This window comes from Aeribacillus sp. FSL K6-2833, from assembly GCF_037965815.1.
GTDB lineage: Bacteria > Bacillota > Bacilli > Bacillales > Aeribacillaceae > Aeribacillus > Aeribacillus composti.
On sequence record NZ_CP150189.1, the window covers coordinates 245,921 to 261,791 of the forward strand.

Consider the following 15,871-nt stretch of genomic DNA (forward strand, 5'->3'; position numbering starts at 1 on the left):
GGTAATTTATATGAAAAAGAAAATAATTGTTGCTTGCGGTGGAGCTGTAGCAACTTCTACTGTGGCTGCCGAAAAAATTAGAGAATTATTAAAAAAGGAAAATATAGATGCAGAAATTATACAATGCAGAATGAATGAGCTTGAATCTAAAAAAGATGGAGCCGATTTAATCGTTACTACTGCAAGAGTAACGAAAGATTTCGGCGTCCCAGTTGTTCATGGAGTGGCGTTTATTTCAGGAGTAAACGTTCAAAAAACAGAACAGCAAATTTTAGATATTCTTAAATAAATGCTTGCCAAATGGGGGATTTGACATGGCTGTTATCCAATATATTGTTGATTTAGGTGCTAGCGTCATGCTGCCGATCATTATTTTTATAATTGGTTTGCTGTTAAAGCAAGGTGTCGGTAAATCATTACGCTCTGGTTTAACAATTGGAATCGGATTTGTCGGAATTGGGCTAGTCGTTGATTTGCTTAATAAAAACTTGGGACCTGCAGCTCAAGCAATGGCAGACAATTTCAATTTGGGGCTGTCAGTTGTTGATTTAGGATGGCCGGGCACATCGCCTATGGCATGGGCTTCTGCTATGGGATTAATTGCGATCCCGATTGCCATAGCTGTTAACATCGTGATGCTTCTTTTACGGATGACAAAAGTTGTTAACGTAGATATTTGGAATATTTGGCATATGGCTTTTACAGGGGCGATTGTATATGTGGCAACCGACAATTTCACTTTCGGCATTATTGGTATTATTGTCCATGCTATTATTGCCTATAAATTGGGGGATATGTTTGGTCAAGTCACAGATAATTATTTCGGCTTGGAAGGAATTGCAATACCGCACGGAACGTCAGCATATATGGGAGTTATTGCATCGCCAATTGATGATTTAATCGAGAAGATACCGGGAATAAACAAAATTAAAATTGACGGTGAAAAAATAGAACAAAAATTAGGTGTTTTTGGTGAACCAACCATCATTGGTGCCATACTTGGATTTGTTATTGGATTATTAGCAAAGTATCCTGTCGGCCAAGCGCTGCAATTAGCTGTACAAATGGCCAGTGTCATGGTGCTTATGCCAATGGTTGTAAAATTAATTATGCAAGGCTTATTACCTATCTCAGATGCTGCCAAACAAATGCTTGACAAAAAATTTAGCGGCGGCAACTACAAAATCGGCTTGGATCCTGCTTTGCTGCTGGGAGATTCCCAAGTCATATCAGCTAGTTTGCTATTTGTTCCGTTGACGGTTTTAATTGCTGCTATTGTTCCCGGAAACCAAGTGTTACCTTTCGGTGATCTCGCAACGATCGGTTTCTTTGTGGCGATGGCGGTAGCAATTCACAAAGGAAACCTCTTTAGAACACTTATTTCCGGCTCCATTATTATGTTTATTACGATTTGGATTGCAAACCAAATGATATCGTTGCAAACCGCTTTAGGGCAAAGTGTAAATTTGGTGGATGTCGGAGAACGTGTTTCATCTCTAGACCAATCAGGAAGTCCCATTACCTATTTGCTAGCCAAAGGGTTTAGCCTGGAAATGGGAATAGGATTCTTTATCATCTTTCTCATTTATGCGTTCTGTTTCGGGTACACATTTATGAAATATAAGAAGAAAACCATCTATTCAGATGAGAATAATAATTAAATAAGCACCCAAGATACTTTTAGGAGTGGTCAAATTGAAAGCGCTAAGTGTAGTAGATGTCAAAACTTTTAGTCTGGAAGAAATGGAGAAACCACGTGCTGGATTAGGAAACGTCGTTATTAAAGTGGCTTATTGCGGTATTTGCGGATCAGATCTTCCGAGATATTTTAATGGCGCAGTTCATTCATTTCCACAAATATTGGGGCATGAATTTTCCGGTATTGTGGAGGAAGTGGGTGAAAACGTAACATCTGTAAGTCGTGGAGACCGCGTAGCGGTTGCTCCTCTTGTACCTTGCGGAAAATGTGAATTTTGTCAAAAAGGGGAGCCTGCGATGTGTACCCATTACAGTTTTATTGGCTCAAGACAGAGCGGTGCAATGGCAGAATATGTTGAGGTGCCGGCTAGGAATTGTATAAAAATCCCAAACCATCTTTCATTAAAAGAGGCTGCGCTGGTTGAGCCATTGACAGTTGCTATCCATGGAGTAGATCGAGTCAATCTTCATTCAGGAGCCAAAGTTTTAATTTTAGGGGCCGGTACAATCGGATTGCTTACATTGCTTACGCTCCGTGCCAAAGGTGCAGGAGAGATTATTGTAGTGGATTTAAATCCGCATAAGATCAGCATAGCAAAGCAAATCGGGGCAGATGTAGTGATTAATCCGAAGGAACAAACTTTAAAAGATTATTTTTCTACTCATGACCTGCCTGAAATCGTTTATGAAACAGCAGGTAGTGCGTTGACTCAAGTTCAAGCTGTTGAATTTGTTAAAAAAAGAGGGAAAGTCGTCTATATTGGCACATGTACCAAAGACATCCTCTTTCCGCCAAAAGTGTTTGAGAAAATTCTCCGCGGTGAATTAGAAATAACAGGTTCATGGATGTCTTACAGCAGCCCGTTTCCTGGTTATGAGTGGGAAAGTGGGATAAGATATATGGCTGAAAAAGAAATAAATGTACAGCCATTAATCACCGGAGAATTCAAATTAGAAGATAAAGAACAGCCTTTCCAAAAAATGATAGAAAAGGATTCAAAACATATAAAACTTCTCTATAACATGAATGAGAATTAAACAGGAGGTACTCATGCTTACATTAAGTCGCTCTAAAATTGAGGCACTCGAACGTTTATCCAATGGAAATCATATTATTGGCGCATTAGCCATAGATCAACGGGGTTCTTTGAAAAAAATGATTGCTTCACATGGAAACACATCAGCTGGCGATGAAGATATAATTAAGTTTAAAGAAATCGTTTCTGCGGAGTTAACCCCTTTCTCTACATCGATATTACTCGATCCTGAATACGGGTTGCCAGCATCCCGAAAAAGGAATGAACATGCAGGTTTAATTCTTGCCTATGAAAAAACTGGATATGATGCCTCTCAACCTGGTCGCCTGCCAGATTTACTTGATAAGTGGTCCGTCAAACGCTTAAAGGAACAGGGAGCCGATGCCGTAAAATTTTTGCTTTATTATGACGTAGATGAAGATGCGGAAATTAATGAGTACAAACATGTCTACATTGAACGGATTGGTTCTGAATGCATGGCGGAAGATATTCCTTTTTTTCTTGAAATCGTAACTTATGATGCTGCTATCCAAGATGAAAAAGGAATAGAGTATGCCAAGGTGAAACCTTACAAAGTCATTGAAGCAATGAAGGAATTTTCAAAATCACAATATCATGTGGATGTCCTTAAAGTAGAAGTTCCGGTAAATATGAATTTCGTAGAAGGATTTTCCGAAGGAGAAACTGTGTATTCACGTGAAGAAGCACTGCGTTTCTTCAAAGAACAAAGCGAAGTAACCCCATTACCCTTTATCTTCTTAAGCGCAGGCGTTTCTGCGAAGTTGTTTCAGGAAACGTTAAAATTTGCTAAAGAAGCTGGCTCTACATTTAACGGTGTGTTATGCGGACGGGCAACTTGGAAAAGTGGTGTAAAAGTATTTGCAAATGAAGGAGAAAAAAAAGGAAGAGAATGGATGAGAACAGAAGGTAGAAGAAACATTGAGGAGCTCAATCAAGTCCTTCAAACGACAGCGAGTTCTTGGAAAGAAAAAGTTGCAGCCAAATTGTGAATCTTTCTGGACAGCCTCTCTGTTGAAAAAATTCGATTCTATCTTTAATCATTTTATTTTGTTATAAATAGTGTATCATTTTCGAAAAAGAGCGGACCGAAAAGTGGTATTTACGTCCCAAAATCTAAAAAAGTAGGCTCCAAGAATGTTGTTGCTACAGCATTCTTAGAGCTTTAATTTTGGTGTACTTTACCTTAAAATGGTCTTTTTAGACAGCCCCTACTAATCTTAATATGTTTAACTATTGATAAGGGGTTGGCGATAGCGAACAACTTATAAGCATTTGAAAATACTATATCCGATAGCGAACCGCTGTCCAAAACGATCAAGTCTCTTTCACTTCAGCTTCGTTTTGTCTTTTATTCAAGTTGGCAGCGTAATATGCAATGACTAAAATGGCAACCCAAAGCGGACCGACTATTAAGGCGATTCTTGTGTCTGGATAGTAGCCGAGCAGAATTGCGACAAATATGAGAAACGCCCCTGCAATGAAAGTGGATAACGGGTATAGCGGGGTTTTAAATTTGATATTTTTTTGTTGTTCAGGTGTAATCGATTTTCGGAATCGCCATTGTGCTAATAAAATAATAAACCAAGTCAATAAAGCGCCAAATGTTGAGATAGATGCAATCCAAGTAAATACTTTAGCCGGTACTAAATAGTTGAGCAGAACTCCGAATAATAAAACGGCTGATGTAACCATAACCCCTCTAAAAGGAACGCCTTTTTTGTTTAATGTGCCAAATGCCTTCGGAGCTTGTCCATTATGGGAAAGGTTGTATAACATACGTCCCGAACTGAAAATTCCTGTATTACAGGAGGAAAGGGCAGCGGTTAAAACGACAAAGTTGATAATGCCTGCTGCGGCCGGGATACCGATTTTGTCAAAGGTTAAAACGAAGGGGCTTCCACTTGTCCCGATTTCATTCCACGGATAAATGGACAAAATGACAAACAACGCACCCACATAAAAAATTAATATACGAAGTAAAGTAGAATTAATGGCTCTAGGCAGCGTTTTTTCCGGATCTTTTGCTTCACCGGCTGTTACGCCGATCATTTCGATTCCTAGAAAGGCAAACATAACCATTTGAAATGACATTAAGACACCTTCAAGACCGTTAGGAAGAAAGCCGCCATGCTCCCACAAATTGCTGATTCCTGTAGGAACTCCGTTATTGCCGAATCCGAACAAAATCATGGCTAAGCCAATAATAATCATAAAGATAATCGCAATAATTTTGATTAGGGCAAACCAGAATTCCAACTCACCGTAAGCACTGACTTGAAGAAAGTTAAAGCTCATCATGATGATTAATGCTGCCAGAATCCAAATCCATCGCGGAACCTCCGGAAACCAAAATTCCATATAGATTCCAACGGCTGTCAGCTCGGTCATACAAGTAATGACCCATACAAACCAATAATTCCACCCTGTAATATATCCTGCCAGATTACCAAGATAATCATTGGCGTATTGGCTGAATGAACCGGCAACGGGATGATGGACAGCCATTTCTCCTAACGCTCTTAAAATGAAAAATAAAATGATTCCGCAGAAAAGGTAGGATAACATTATACCGGGACCTGCCAGCTTGATTGAGCTTGAAGATCCTAAAAACAGCCCGACTCCGATTGCAGAACCTAATGCAATCAGAGTAATATGTCTTTCTTTTAAACCTCTTTGCAGCTGATTTTCCATGATCGCTCCTCCTTAAGTTTATAAATGAAATCCCTTTCAATGTTCTGTTGCGAAGGTCATCATATGTCAGATTTTATGATCGAAAAATTTAAGTTATTATTCCCCGCAACTCCTCTTGATAATCAAATTGTGACGCTTACATTTAGATTTGAATAAATTTTATCATACTATATTTCAATTTCTTTTTGTATAAAACGACAAATTTAGGCGTTCAATTTGTCGAATGATACAAAGGAAAAATGTTCAAATCATTTTCCTTACTTCCGTTATTATGATCAAATAAACCTATAGATAAACTATTTAATTCAAGTTTTCCTGCCCTACTGGTTACAAACATGTAAGGCAAAATCGCGAATAAATACTCCGAGAAATCAGCCAATTTCTATTACAACCGATTGGGAAATTGACAGATGTAATGAAGGCACGGTTTGTTTAAGAACAGAAAAAATAACAAAGTTCAAGTATTAAAAGCAAGGCACAGTTGAAAAAGTGTAAAAAAATATGAGTGAAACCTTGCTTCAAAAATTAATGTAACAAGTCAAACTGGATTTATTTGTGAAAATGTGCACAAAAAAACGAGACAAGCACCTCAATTTTTGATAATACAAAAATAGCGGCAAGTCTAGACTTCAACCGCTTGCCATCCATCGAGAAAAATGCCAAAGATTCATGGACAAGGTGTTATATAGAGTACAAGCCATGTTTTTAAAATGTTTCGCTATTGGATGAGCATCACGATTTTGCTGTGACTATGAGAAAAGTGAAACAAACCTTTTATTGTCTATTTATTGCTTCTTGACTTTCGTTTACTCTATTAGAGTGGCAGTATCCTGCCTCTTATTGCGATAAATAGTGCAGTAGCTAAAATGTAAAATAAACATGCTGCAATATTCAATATATTACCATAAATTTTGTTCAGAGTGGTGATTATATTTGGAAGACAGGAAATTCGTGGCAGTTCCCTTTCAAGATTAGAAAATTGAAACTGCATTTCACAAATATTGATTTAGGTAAAAATTGGTGCAAAAGGAGAGGCAAATTTAAGTTGTGTTGATCATACCGTAAAATATGAACAGCTGATCCAATTAATTAAAAATTCGAATTAAAAGGTTTTGCAAGATTTGTAAATTTCATCCATCTAAAATTTTTTGCTTACTTGCTGTAGATGAGCAAAATCACTAACATAAATTTACATCGAAACAAAAAAGGAGACATGAACCCGATTCCTTGGTTAGAATAGATGTGCCAACAAACCATTCACACAAGGAGGTTCATGTCTCATGAATAGATTAGCACATCATCAAGGAATCCACAAGTTTTTCACGATGTTGGGGTTGGCACTTTATTTTTCAAAACCTGTCATGAAGCATCTCGTTCATATCGTGGATGCGATGATCACGAAAGGCTTTTCTGGAACGTTGACCGATCTTCATCATTGGAGCTTTCACCCCAATCATCGAACGACACTCAGCCATTTTTTCACGAAAAGCCCTTGGGATGAAGAGACGCTGCTTCGCAAACTCCAGCAATGGATGCTTCATCGTGTCGAACGGATCGCCAAACAGAAAAATCAACCCCTTTTTGTTTCGATCGATGATACGATTTGCCAAAAAATCAAGCCTTCGTCACGGGCAACGCACGCCATTCAAGGGTGTGATTGGCACTATTCTCACACAGAGAAAAAGTCGATCTGGGGACATTCTCTTGTTTGGCTCATGGTTCATACGATGACCCAGGCTTTTCCCTTTGCGTTCCGCCTCTACGACAAGGCCGCTGGGAAAAGCAAGGGGGAACTCGCGATCGAGATGCTTTCTTCTTTGGATGTACGCCGTCCCGTTTATGTGCTGATGGATTCGTGGTATCCATCGCAAGCGCTCGTGGAAGCCTGTCTGAAAAAAGGATTTCACGTCATCGCGATGCTCAAAACGAACCGGATTCTCTATCCGAAAGGCATCGCCATCCAAGCCAAACAGTTTGCCCGCTATATCGAACCGAACGACACCCATCTCGTCACGGTGGGAGAAGAGCGTTATCGCGTGTATCGCTACGAGGGATCGCTGAAAGGTCTCGATGATGCCGTTGTGTTGTTGGCTTGGAAAGCCGATCAGCCGATGACACCCGAACATCTTCACTGCGTCTTGAGCACCGACCGGGAGCTAAGCGATGAAGAGATCTTGCGCTACTATGCCCAACGTTGGTCGATCGAATGCTTTTTTCGACAAGCGAAAGACCAGCTGAAGCTCGATGGGTACCGCGTTCGTCAACGTCGGGCGGTGAAACGGTATTGGATCTTGGTGCAACTCGCTTATGTGTACAGTATGGTCGAGTCCAACCGGGATTTCTCTACTGGGCTTGATCTTCTCCGAACGAAGAAAGGGCATAGTCTCGTCGAGTTCATTTACCATGCAGCGAAGCAAGATATTCCCATTGATGTTGTCAAAAAACAGCTCCATGTGGCATAAGGGATACCCTGTTTGTCTCTTTTGGTATGGTAATTATTGTTATGAAAATTGCTCATCTACAGTTACTTGAATAGGCTGATAAGCTATAGATATTTAAGAGATGTTCCCTCTCCCGCATGATGTGGCCTTTTTACCGCTGTGAAGAAAAACAGAAACCCCATTGATTCTGAAACACGGTCCTCGACAGTTTTTCAAATAACAATTAGCACGAAAAAAATTATTGGATCTGACAAAAAGAAAAAATACCGAAAAATTTGAAATCGAAAGAGGAAAGGAGTCACTTATCAAAAGAAAAGAAAGCTATTTTATGAATTCAATCATTCATGATTTTCTTGAAAAAGCTTGTTGCTTCATTTTTATAGAGTTAAAAGTTCAACAAATTTGTTAAAAGCTAATGTTTTGGCAAGTGACTTACGAGTGATAAACACAGTATCTACGTTTACGTAGTCCTTATCAATGGGATATGTGTATAGACTTTTTGTTAATTTTGACATAGACTCGGGAATCAAAGAAATTCCAACTCCTGCACGAACACAATTTAAAATAGCTTGTGCGGCGTCTACCTCTATGACATTTTGAATCGTTATATGATAGTCGTTCATGATTCTGGTAAACACTTCTCGATAGTAACACCCTTCTTTAAATACAACTAAAGTGCATTCCTTGTTTTTAAGAGGATTGTCAGGAGTATTGGTGATAAGTACCAGTCTTTCTTTAAAAATAACGTTTTCGATAAGATCCGGATGATTAACAGGTCCAGCAACAAATGCACCCTCTATATCATGATGTAAGACCTTATCTATTAATTCTTTTGTGGTACCGGTTTGCAATTTAATTTTTACGTTAGGATAATTAGCTGAATATTGTTTTAATATGTGGGGAAGACGTACATAGGAGGTTGTTTCCATGGAGCCTATGTTTAATTCTCCATCGGGGATTGCCAGTTTATTCATTGCTTTTTCAGCTTCGCGACACAAATTTAAAATCAAATTAGCATAGTTAAGAAAGACTTTGCCGTTCGGTGTGAGAATAACCTCTTTTTTGGTTCTTATAAATAATGGAAAACCTAAACAGCTTTCTAATTTATTTAGTCTAGCCGTAACATTGGGCTGTACATATCCAAGCTCTTTTGCAGCCTTCGTAATCCCCTTATTTTTTGCTATTGCTGCAATGATTCTTAAATCTTGTAGCTCAAACATTATTTCTCCCCCATCACTCAAATTGATTCATAACAACAATTATCATTTTTTTCTATTTTACACCATCAAAATGGGGTCATAAACTATTTATAGAAGACAATTTGCGAAATATTAAAAAAATAAATTTTCATCTTTATACAAGTCAATTTCAGATGAATGTAGAAGCAGCTTGAATGAACAACATGATTTCAGTCCAATAATGTGAATTTTAGGATGGAAGGATGGGAACAAGAGAAATAAAAGAGCCGGACAACTGATGTTTCACTAAGTTTTGGGTGATCGTTTTTTCTGCTGCTGACCAAATCGTATGAATGGCATTATTAATTGAATGCCAACAGCTATGATTATTGTATTGTTAACCTATAGATTTGACGTATATAAGGCAAGGAGGAACATGGCATGTGGAATCATACAAAAATAACAGACAAACTATCAATTAAAATTCCGATTATACAAGCGGGAATGGCGGGAGGGATCACGACCCCCGAGCTTGTTGCTGCTGTATCCAATGCAGGTGGTCTAGGGATGATAGGGGCGGGTTATATGACGCCGGAAAAATTGGAGTCGGATATTCAAAAAATAAAGGAATTGACTTCAAAACCATTTGGTGTCAATCTGTTTGTTCCTGAACATCCGGCAGTCATTCAAGAAGAAATTGAAAGAGCGAATCAACTGCTGGAACCTATCCGCCAAATGTTAGGGATCGAAAAAAAGAATGATGTTCCGCAAATCAACACTTCTGTTTTTGATGAACAAATTCAAATCGTTTTAAAATATGAAGTACCCGTTTGCAGCTTCACATTTGGCATTCCTCAGAGAGAAATTATTCATCAATTAAAGAATAATGGTATTGTCACAATTGGAACAGCCACAACAGTAAAAGAAGCCATATTGAATGAAGAGGCTGGGATGGATATGATTGTCGTTCAAGGCAGTGACGCTGGGGGGCATAGGGGCAGTTTTGCAGGATCCTTTGATGATTCAATGATCGGAACAATGGCCCTTATTCCGCAAGTAGCGGATCATGTTTCAATTCCTATTATTGCAGCTGGCGGTATCATGGATGGCAGAGGAGTTTTAGCTTCTCTTGTATTGGGAGCGCAAGCGGTTCAAATGGGAACAGCCTTTCTTACCTGTATAGAAAGCGGAGCAAATGAACTCCATAAAGAAGCAATATTAAACGGTACCGAAGAACAGGCAGTAATCACTTCAGCATTCAGCGGCAAGCCAGCAAGGGGATTAAAAAATGAATTTATCATCAAAATGAAAGAGCATGAAGATGCTTTGCCAGCTTATCCGATTCAAAATATGCTCACCCAAGATATCCGGTCAGAAGCTGCAAAACAGAAAAATAAAGAGTGGATGTCGCTTTGGTGCGGGCAAAATCCTCGACTAAGCAAAAATTTGCATGCCGCCGAACTGATCGAAACAATCATCAATCAAATAGAAGAAATTATAAGTAACTTCCCATTAATAAAAGGATGACTATGAAACCGCGGCTTACTTTATGCGGCGGTATTATTGCATTGATTATTGTAATGGGGATCAGAAGATTTGCTTATACCCCTATCCTCCCCTACTTGAATATAACTAAATCGATGGCTGGAAATTTGGCTGGAACTTTATTTGTTAGCTTTTTTAATTTGAGAAGATATGAATCAATTTATTTAAAGATATTTTTAGCTTTGAACATTTTTACGACTCTGCTCATGGGAATGGTCAGTAAATAATATATTTTGGTACCTGTTCAGGTTTTTTTCAGGCCTTAGCAGCGGTGTAGTCTTTGTCTTAGTTTCTAGTATAGTGCTTCAAGTATTGAAAAAGCATAATATGCAAATATTTAACGGTTTGTTTTATAGTGGTGTAGGGATTGGGATTTTCTTGTGTAGTATTCTAGTTCCTTTCTTCATTAGTATAAACGGGTGGAAACCATAAACAGCTGTTAAATATCCAATTAATTTGCTGCTTTGTTCGATGGCATATATTGTACTTTTGAAACAGCTAACGTTTGAACTTCCAGGCATGCGTGTTTAAGTGTTGTTTTAAGCGCTATTCTACCCAAGAACTGGATTTCTTTTCCGAGGGCTATAATTTCGGACTATTCTGAATAATAAGATTTTCCGCTACCGCTTGTACCATATTTCTTCCAGATACAAAATAATTTTTGTTCAAAAGAGGCTGTTTGGAAAGGACCATAAAAAAATTCTTTTTTAATTCAGTCTCTTTTTTCGTTGATAGGATATTGGCAGGGAGAAAAAAGATAGGGGGCTATACATCAGATCATCTTGCCGTACGGCAAGTTTAATAGAATTTCATTTTTCTTATTTTTTTGTAAATTCAAAAAATTCGTTGAAAAATCTTCATAAGAGTGTTTTAATAATTGTAAACATATAACATATCAAATATGTGTAATAAGAGAAGTGTTGCAGTCGATTGAAAGAAAATGATTTAAAACGCTTGCTCTTTTGCGAATTTATAGAAACGGTGTTTCTTATTACAAAACATAGGAGGTGCTTGATTTGCTCCAAGGAGAGTTGTACACAGAATTAAAAGATGTTTTCCCCGAAAGTCAAATGGAAGTAAAGGAAAATGAAGGTCATCCACTTGGAAATGGCGGAAAAATCGCAGTCTATCCAAAAACTGAAAACGAAATTTCACACATCTTGCAATATGCAAACAAAAATGGGAAAACCGTTTCCATTGTGGGCGGAGGAACAAAGCGGGGGTTTGGCGGTCTAATTGATTCGGCTGATATTTTGCTTTCCTTAGCAAATCTAAAAGGAATCGTCGAGCATACAGTGGGAGATATGACATTAACAGTGAAAGCAGGTACACCATTTCAAGAATTGCAACAGTACTTAGAAGAACATAACCAAAAAATATCTCTAGATCCTGCTTGGCCGGATTATGCGACCATCGGAGGTATTATCGCCGCGAATGAAAGCGGTCCCAAACGTTTGGCATATGGATCCGCCAGAGATGCAGTCATCGGGCTTCGAGTTGTTTATCCAAATGGCAAGGTCATCCGAACAGGCGGAAAGGTCGTGAAAAATGTCGCCGGATATGATATGAACAAACTTTTTGTCGGTTCCATGGGCACTTTGGGGGTTTTGACGGAAATCACTTTAAAACTCCGTCCTTTGCCAAAATATGAAAGCAATGTTCTTTTATCATTTACAGAAGGAGATTTTGCTGAAATGCGATCATTTGCCGCGGCGTTTTTAGATTCGCAGATGGAACCTGTCTCACTGGAACTGATAAGTCCGTCTTTGGCTGAAAAGCTAACGGGTGAAAAATTTTATACATTGGCCATTAGTTTTGAAAATAATGAAAGTTCGGTTCATTACCAAGAATCTTTTCTAAAAAGCATTCAGCCTCCTAAAACGAAAATGACCATTCTTGCTCAAGAGAAAGCGCGCAAGTTTTGGCAATCTTTTTATACAATCAGCCCGAATGGCAGGGTGTCTAATCAGACAGGGGAGACTGAAGCAGTATTGAAAATCGGAGTTGTCAATTTAGATGTCCTAAAAGTTATTAGGGAAAGCCATTTATTACAGGATACGCACAATTTGCTTATCGAAGCCCACGGTGGATTAGGCCACGGATTGTGTCAAATCATTTTAAGAGGCGGCAGCGAAAACGTCATTTCAGCAATTCAGCATTTAAGGAATTTTGTCAAAGAGCTCAATGGGTATGCAGTCATTAAACATTTGCCGTTTATTTTACGCCAGAAAATAGAGGTTTGGGGGGAAAATCCGCCATATTTCTTTCTTTTCAAAGGAATCAAAACAAAGATTGATCCGAACAACATTCTCAATCCGAAGCGATTTGTGGGAGGGATTTAAATATGGGATTAAATGAAAGTGATCTTATCAAAGAACCAGCCTGTCAAACCAACAGCTTCAGCAATTACCTTTGGAGTGATCCGCCTGATGAAAACAAATGGGCGGATTGTGTCCATTGCGGTATGTGTTTAGAATCGTGCCCAACTTATGAGATCACGGGTCAGGAACAGCATTCTCCCCGCGGACGCGTCCATTTGATTAAATCAGTCGCAGAAGGAAAGCTTGAAGTGAACGAACATTTTATGGATCCTGTCTTTGCTTGTCTTGATTGCCGCGCTTGTACTACCGCTTGTCCTGCGGACGTCGATGTAGGGGGATTGATAGAAGAAGCGCGCGGTCAAATCCGCCAAGCCATGCCGTTAAAAGGCTGGAAAAAGGCGGTCAGCCATCTGTTTTTGCATAGTTTGTTTCCGCACCACAATCGCTTGTACACGTTAGGAAATGTGTTGAAATTGTATCAAAAAAGCGGCATGCAAACGTTTGTCCGTAAAACAGGGCTGATCAATATCATGCCGCAGCATTTAGCCGAAATGGAAGCGATCATGCCGGAAGTGAAAAAGCCTGTGCGGAAAAAGTACAAACATGAAAAAGTCATTAAAGCAAAAGGAGAAACGAAGAGTACGGTTGCGTTTTTAACTGGCTGCGTAATGGATGTCATGTTCAGCGAAATTAATGAAGCAACAATTAACGTGTTAACTCGAAATGGAAATGACGTTATGATTCCGCAAAATCAAACTTGCTGCGGGGCTCTTCATGTTCATGCAGGCGACCGGGAAATGGGGAGAAAATTAGCGAAACAAAATATTGAAGCATTCCAACATGCTGAAAAAGTAATTGTAAATTCTGCCGGTTGCGGATGTATGTTAAAAGAATATCCGGAGCTGTTCCGTGAAGACCCCGTTTGGCGCCAAAAAGCTGAAACATTTTCAAAAAAGGTGGAAGACATTTCAAAATACCTTTATGACACTGGTTATAAAAGGCCCATCGCCGAAATCAAGGCTCGTGTTGTCTATCATGATGCATGCCATTTAGCTCATGGACAGGGCATTCGTGACGAACCTCGCAGCCTTCTTCTTGATATACCTGGGGTCGAAATGGTTGAAATGGCGAATGCCGACCGATGCTGCGGCAGTGCTGGCATTTACAATATAACAAATCCGGAGATGGCTAAAGAAGTGCTTGATAGCAAAATGAAGAATGTTCCTAAAGAAGCAGAAATGATTGTAATGGGAAACCCCGGCTGTATGCTGCAGATGGCGATGGGTGTTCAAAAAAACGGAAGAAATCAAAAAATTGTTCATACCGTACAGCTGCTGGATTGGGCGTACCAAAAAGAAGATCGCCTAAAGGAGGGAGAGGAATGTCTCTAAAAGGGATAAGAACAAATGACAAACATATAAAAAACCTTGCAAACATTGTTGAAGGAAACCGTTCCATCTTGTATAAAAAAGAAGATTTATTAGCTTATGATTGCGATGGCTTTACCATTCATCGTCGTTTGCCGAGGGCAGTCGTTTTCCCGAATAATACAGAAGAAGTCGCAAAAATTGTGAAATATTGCCACGAACATGATTTGCCGTTCCTCGCCCGCGGCGCTGGAACTGGTCTCAGCGGCGGGGCGATCCCGTTGAATGGGGAAGTAATCATTAGTCTTGTAAAAATGAAACGCCTTATAAGTGTTGATTTTGAAAACAGGCGTGCAGTAGTGGAACCTGGATTTGTCAACTTAAAACTGACGAACTCCATTTCGGACAAAGGATATTATTATGCGCCTGATCCATCAAGCCAATATTGCTGCACCATCGGCGGAAATGTCGGTGAAAATGCGGGCGGTGCACACTGTCTAAAATATGGTGTGACGACAAATCACATTTTAGGGCTTGAAGTGGTATTGCCAAATGGCGAAGTCATTGAAATAGGCAAGGATGGAATACCTGATGCACCGGGCTATGATTTATTAGGACTTTTAACAGGATCAGAAGGAACTTTAGGAATTGTGACGAAAATAACGGTTCGTATTTTAAAAAACCCGGAAGCAAAGCAAACGGTGCTCGCTTATTTTGACAGCGTTGCGGATGGCAGTCAAGCCGTATCGGACATTATTTCTGCCGGAATTGTACCAGCAGCCCTTGAAATGATGGATCAAATAGCAATAGAAGCGGTTGAAGCGGCAGCGTTTCCTGTCGGCCATCCAAAAGACATTGAAGCGCTTTTGCTCATTGAAGTGGATGGAATATCCGCAGGTATAGACGAGCAAATCCATCAAATTTTAGAAGTTTGCAAGAGAAATCATGTTCGAGAAGTAAAAGTGGCACAAAGTGAAGAGGAAAGAGCTAGATGGTGGGCAAACCGCAAAACTGGATTTGGCGCAATGGGGGCGATCTCTCCTGATTATTTAGTTCAGGATGGTGTGATTCCCCGCAGCAAATTACCCGAAGTGTTAAACAGAATTCACGAAATCAGTCGAGAGTATGGTCTGCGCATCGCAAATATCTTTCATGCTGGCGATGGCAATCTGCACCCGCTTGTACTTTTTGATGCCAGAAAACCGGGCGAAACAGAAAAGGCTTTAAAAGCTGGCAGCGCCTGTTTGCAAGCATGTGCAGATGCCGGCGGATCGATTACAGGTGAACATGGAGTAGGGATCGAGAAAAGAGAAGAGATGCGCTTCATTTTTAGCGACGAAGAAATAGCGGCGCAAACGGATATTCGGGAAGTATTTAATCCGAAAAATTTATTAAATGCCGGGAAGCTCTTCCCAACTCCGGGACGTTGTTTGGAAGTGAAAAAAGAGGGGAAATCTGTTACAGCATCATAAAAAAGAATTTTAAGAAAATTATTGAAATGATTCCATCATCATGTTATCCTTTTTTAAACAATTACGAAACAGTGTTTCGTAATAACAAACAACAATTATA

11 protein-coding genes are annotated in these 15,871 nt (G+C 39.5%); 9 read left to right on the forward strand and 2 right to left on the reverse strand.

Annotated elements, in window-relative coordinates; translation table 11 throughout:
• Nucleotides 1–10 precede the first annotated feature (10 nt).
• The 4 genes from gatB to lacD are packed head-to-tail and all read left to right on the forward strand — an operon-like array spanning nt 11 to nt 3,745.
• Entirely contained in the window at nt 11–289 is a 279-nt protein-coding gene (gene gatB, locus NSQ94_RS01380) for a PTS galactitol transporter subunit IIB (protein WP_066250377.1), read from the forward strand.
• Nucleotides 290–314: 25 nt separating this feature from the next.
• Nucleotides 315–1,661 (forward strand): PTS transporter subunit IIC, encoded by a 1,347-nt coding sequence (locus tag NSQ94_RS01385; RefSeq protein WP_066250380.1) that lies wholly within the window; start codon nt 315–317, stop codon nt 1,659–1,661.
• A 34-nt stretch (nt 1,662–1,695) separates the two neighbouring features.
• Nucleotides 1,696–2,736: a galactitol-1-phosphate 5-dehydrogenase gene (locus NSQ94_RS01390; RefSeq protein ID WP_066250383.1), complete on the forward strand. Its 1,041-nt coding sequence runs from the start codon at nt 1,696–1,698 to the stop codon at nt 2,734–2,736.
• Between the two features lie 13 nt (nt 2,737–2,749).
• Nucleotides 2,750–3,745 carry a tagatose-bisphosphate aldolase gene (gene lacD / locus NSQ94_RS01395; RefSeq protein WP_066250387.1) on the forward strand — a complete coding sequence of 332 codons (996 nt, stop codon included), beginning with the start codon at nt 2,750–2,752 and terminating at the stop codon, nt 3,743–3,745.
• A 325-nt stretch (nt 3,746–4,070) separates the two neighbouring features.
• Here the strand turns inward: lacD and NSQ94_RS01400 are convergent, their stop codons facing one another.
• Nucleotides 4,071–5,447 (reverse strand): amino acid permease, encoded by a 1,377-nt coding sequence (locus NSQ94_RS01400; protein WP_327856024.1) that lies wholly within the window; start codon nt 5,445–5,447, stop codon nt 4,071–4,073.
• A 1,280-nt stretch (nt 5,448–6,727) separates the two neighbouring features.
• On the opposite strand from NSQ94_RS01400, the gene NSQ94_RS01405 reads away from it, so the two are divergent.
• Complete coding sequence (locus NSQ94_RS01405) at nt 6,728–7,909, forward strand: IS701 family transposase (RefSeq protein WP_311066339.1); 1,182 nt, start codon at nt 6,728–6,730, stop codon at nt 7,907–7,909.
• 356 nt (nt 7,910–8,265) lie between these two features.
• On the opposite strand, the gene NSQ94_RS01410 is transcribed toward NSQ94_RS01405, so the two are convergent.
• Nucleotides 8,266–9,108: a LysR family transcriptional regulator gene (locus tag NSQ94_RS01410; protein ID WP_063386489.1), complete on the reverse strand. Its 843-nt coding sequence runs from the start codon at nt 9,106–9,108 to the stop codon at nt 8,266–8,268.
• A 399-nt stretch (nt 9,109–9,507) separates the two neighbouring features.
• On the opposite strand from NSQ94_RS01410, the gene NSQ94_RS01415 reads away from it, so the two are divergent.
• The 4 genes from NSQ94_RS01415 (at nt 9,508) to NSQ94_RS01430 (ending at nt 15,771) form a co-directional block, all read left to right on the forward strand.
• Complete coding sequence (locus tag NSQ94_RS01415) at nt 9,508–10,593, forward strand: nitronate monooxygenase (protein WP_063386490.1); 1,086 nt, start codon at nt 9,508–9,510, stop codon at nt 10,591–10,593.
• Between the two features lie 1,088 nt (nt 10,594–11,681).
• Nucleotides 11,682–12,953 carry an FAD-binding oxidoreductase gene (locus NSQ94_RS01420; protein ID WP_117017031.1) on the forward strand — a complete coding sequence of 424 codons (1,272 nt, stop codon included), beginning with the start codon at nt 11,682–11,684 and terminating at the stop codon, nt 12,951–12,953.
• A gap of 2 nt (nt 12,954–12,955) precedes the next feature.
• Nucleotides 12,956–14,323 carry a (Fe-S)-binding protein gene (locus NSQ94_RS01425; protein ID WP_066250396.1) on the forward strand — a complete coding sequence of 456 codons (1,368 nt, stop codon included), beginning with the start codon at nt 12,956–12,958 and terminating at the stop codon, nt 14,321–14,323.
• A complete protein-coding gene (locus NSQ94_RS01430) occupies nt 14,314–15,771 on the forward strand; it encodes an FAD-linked oxidase C-terminal domain-containing protein (RefSeq protein ID WP_094244931.1) in 1,458 nt (485 codons plus the stop codon). Before NSQ94_RS01425 ends, NSQ94_RS01430 begins: the two co-directional genes overlap by 10 nt.
• Nucleotides 15,772–15,871: the final 100 nt, after the last annotated feature.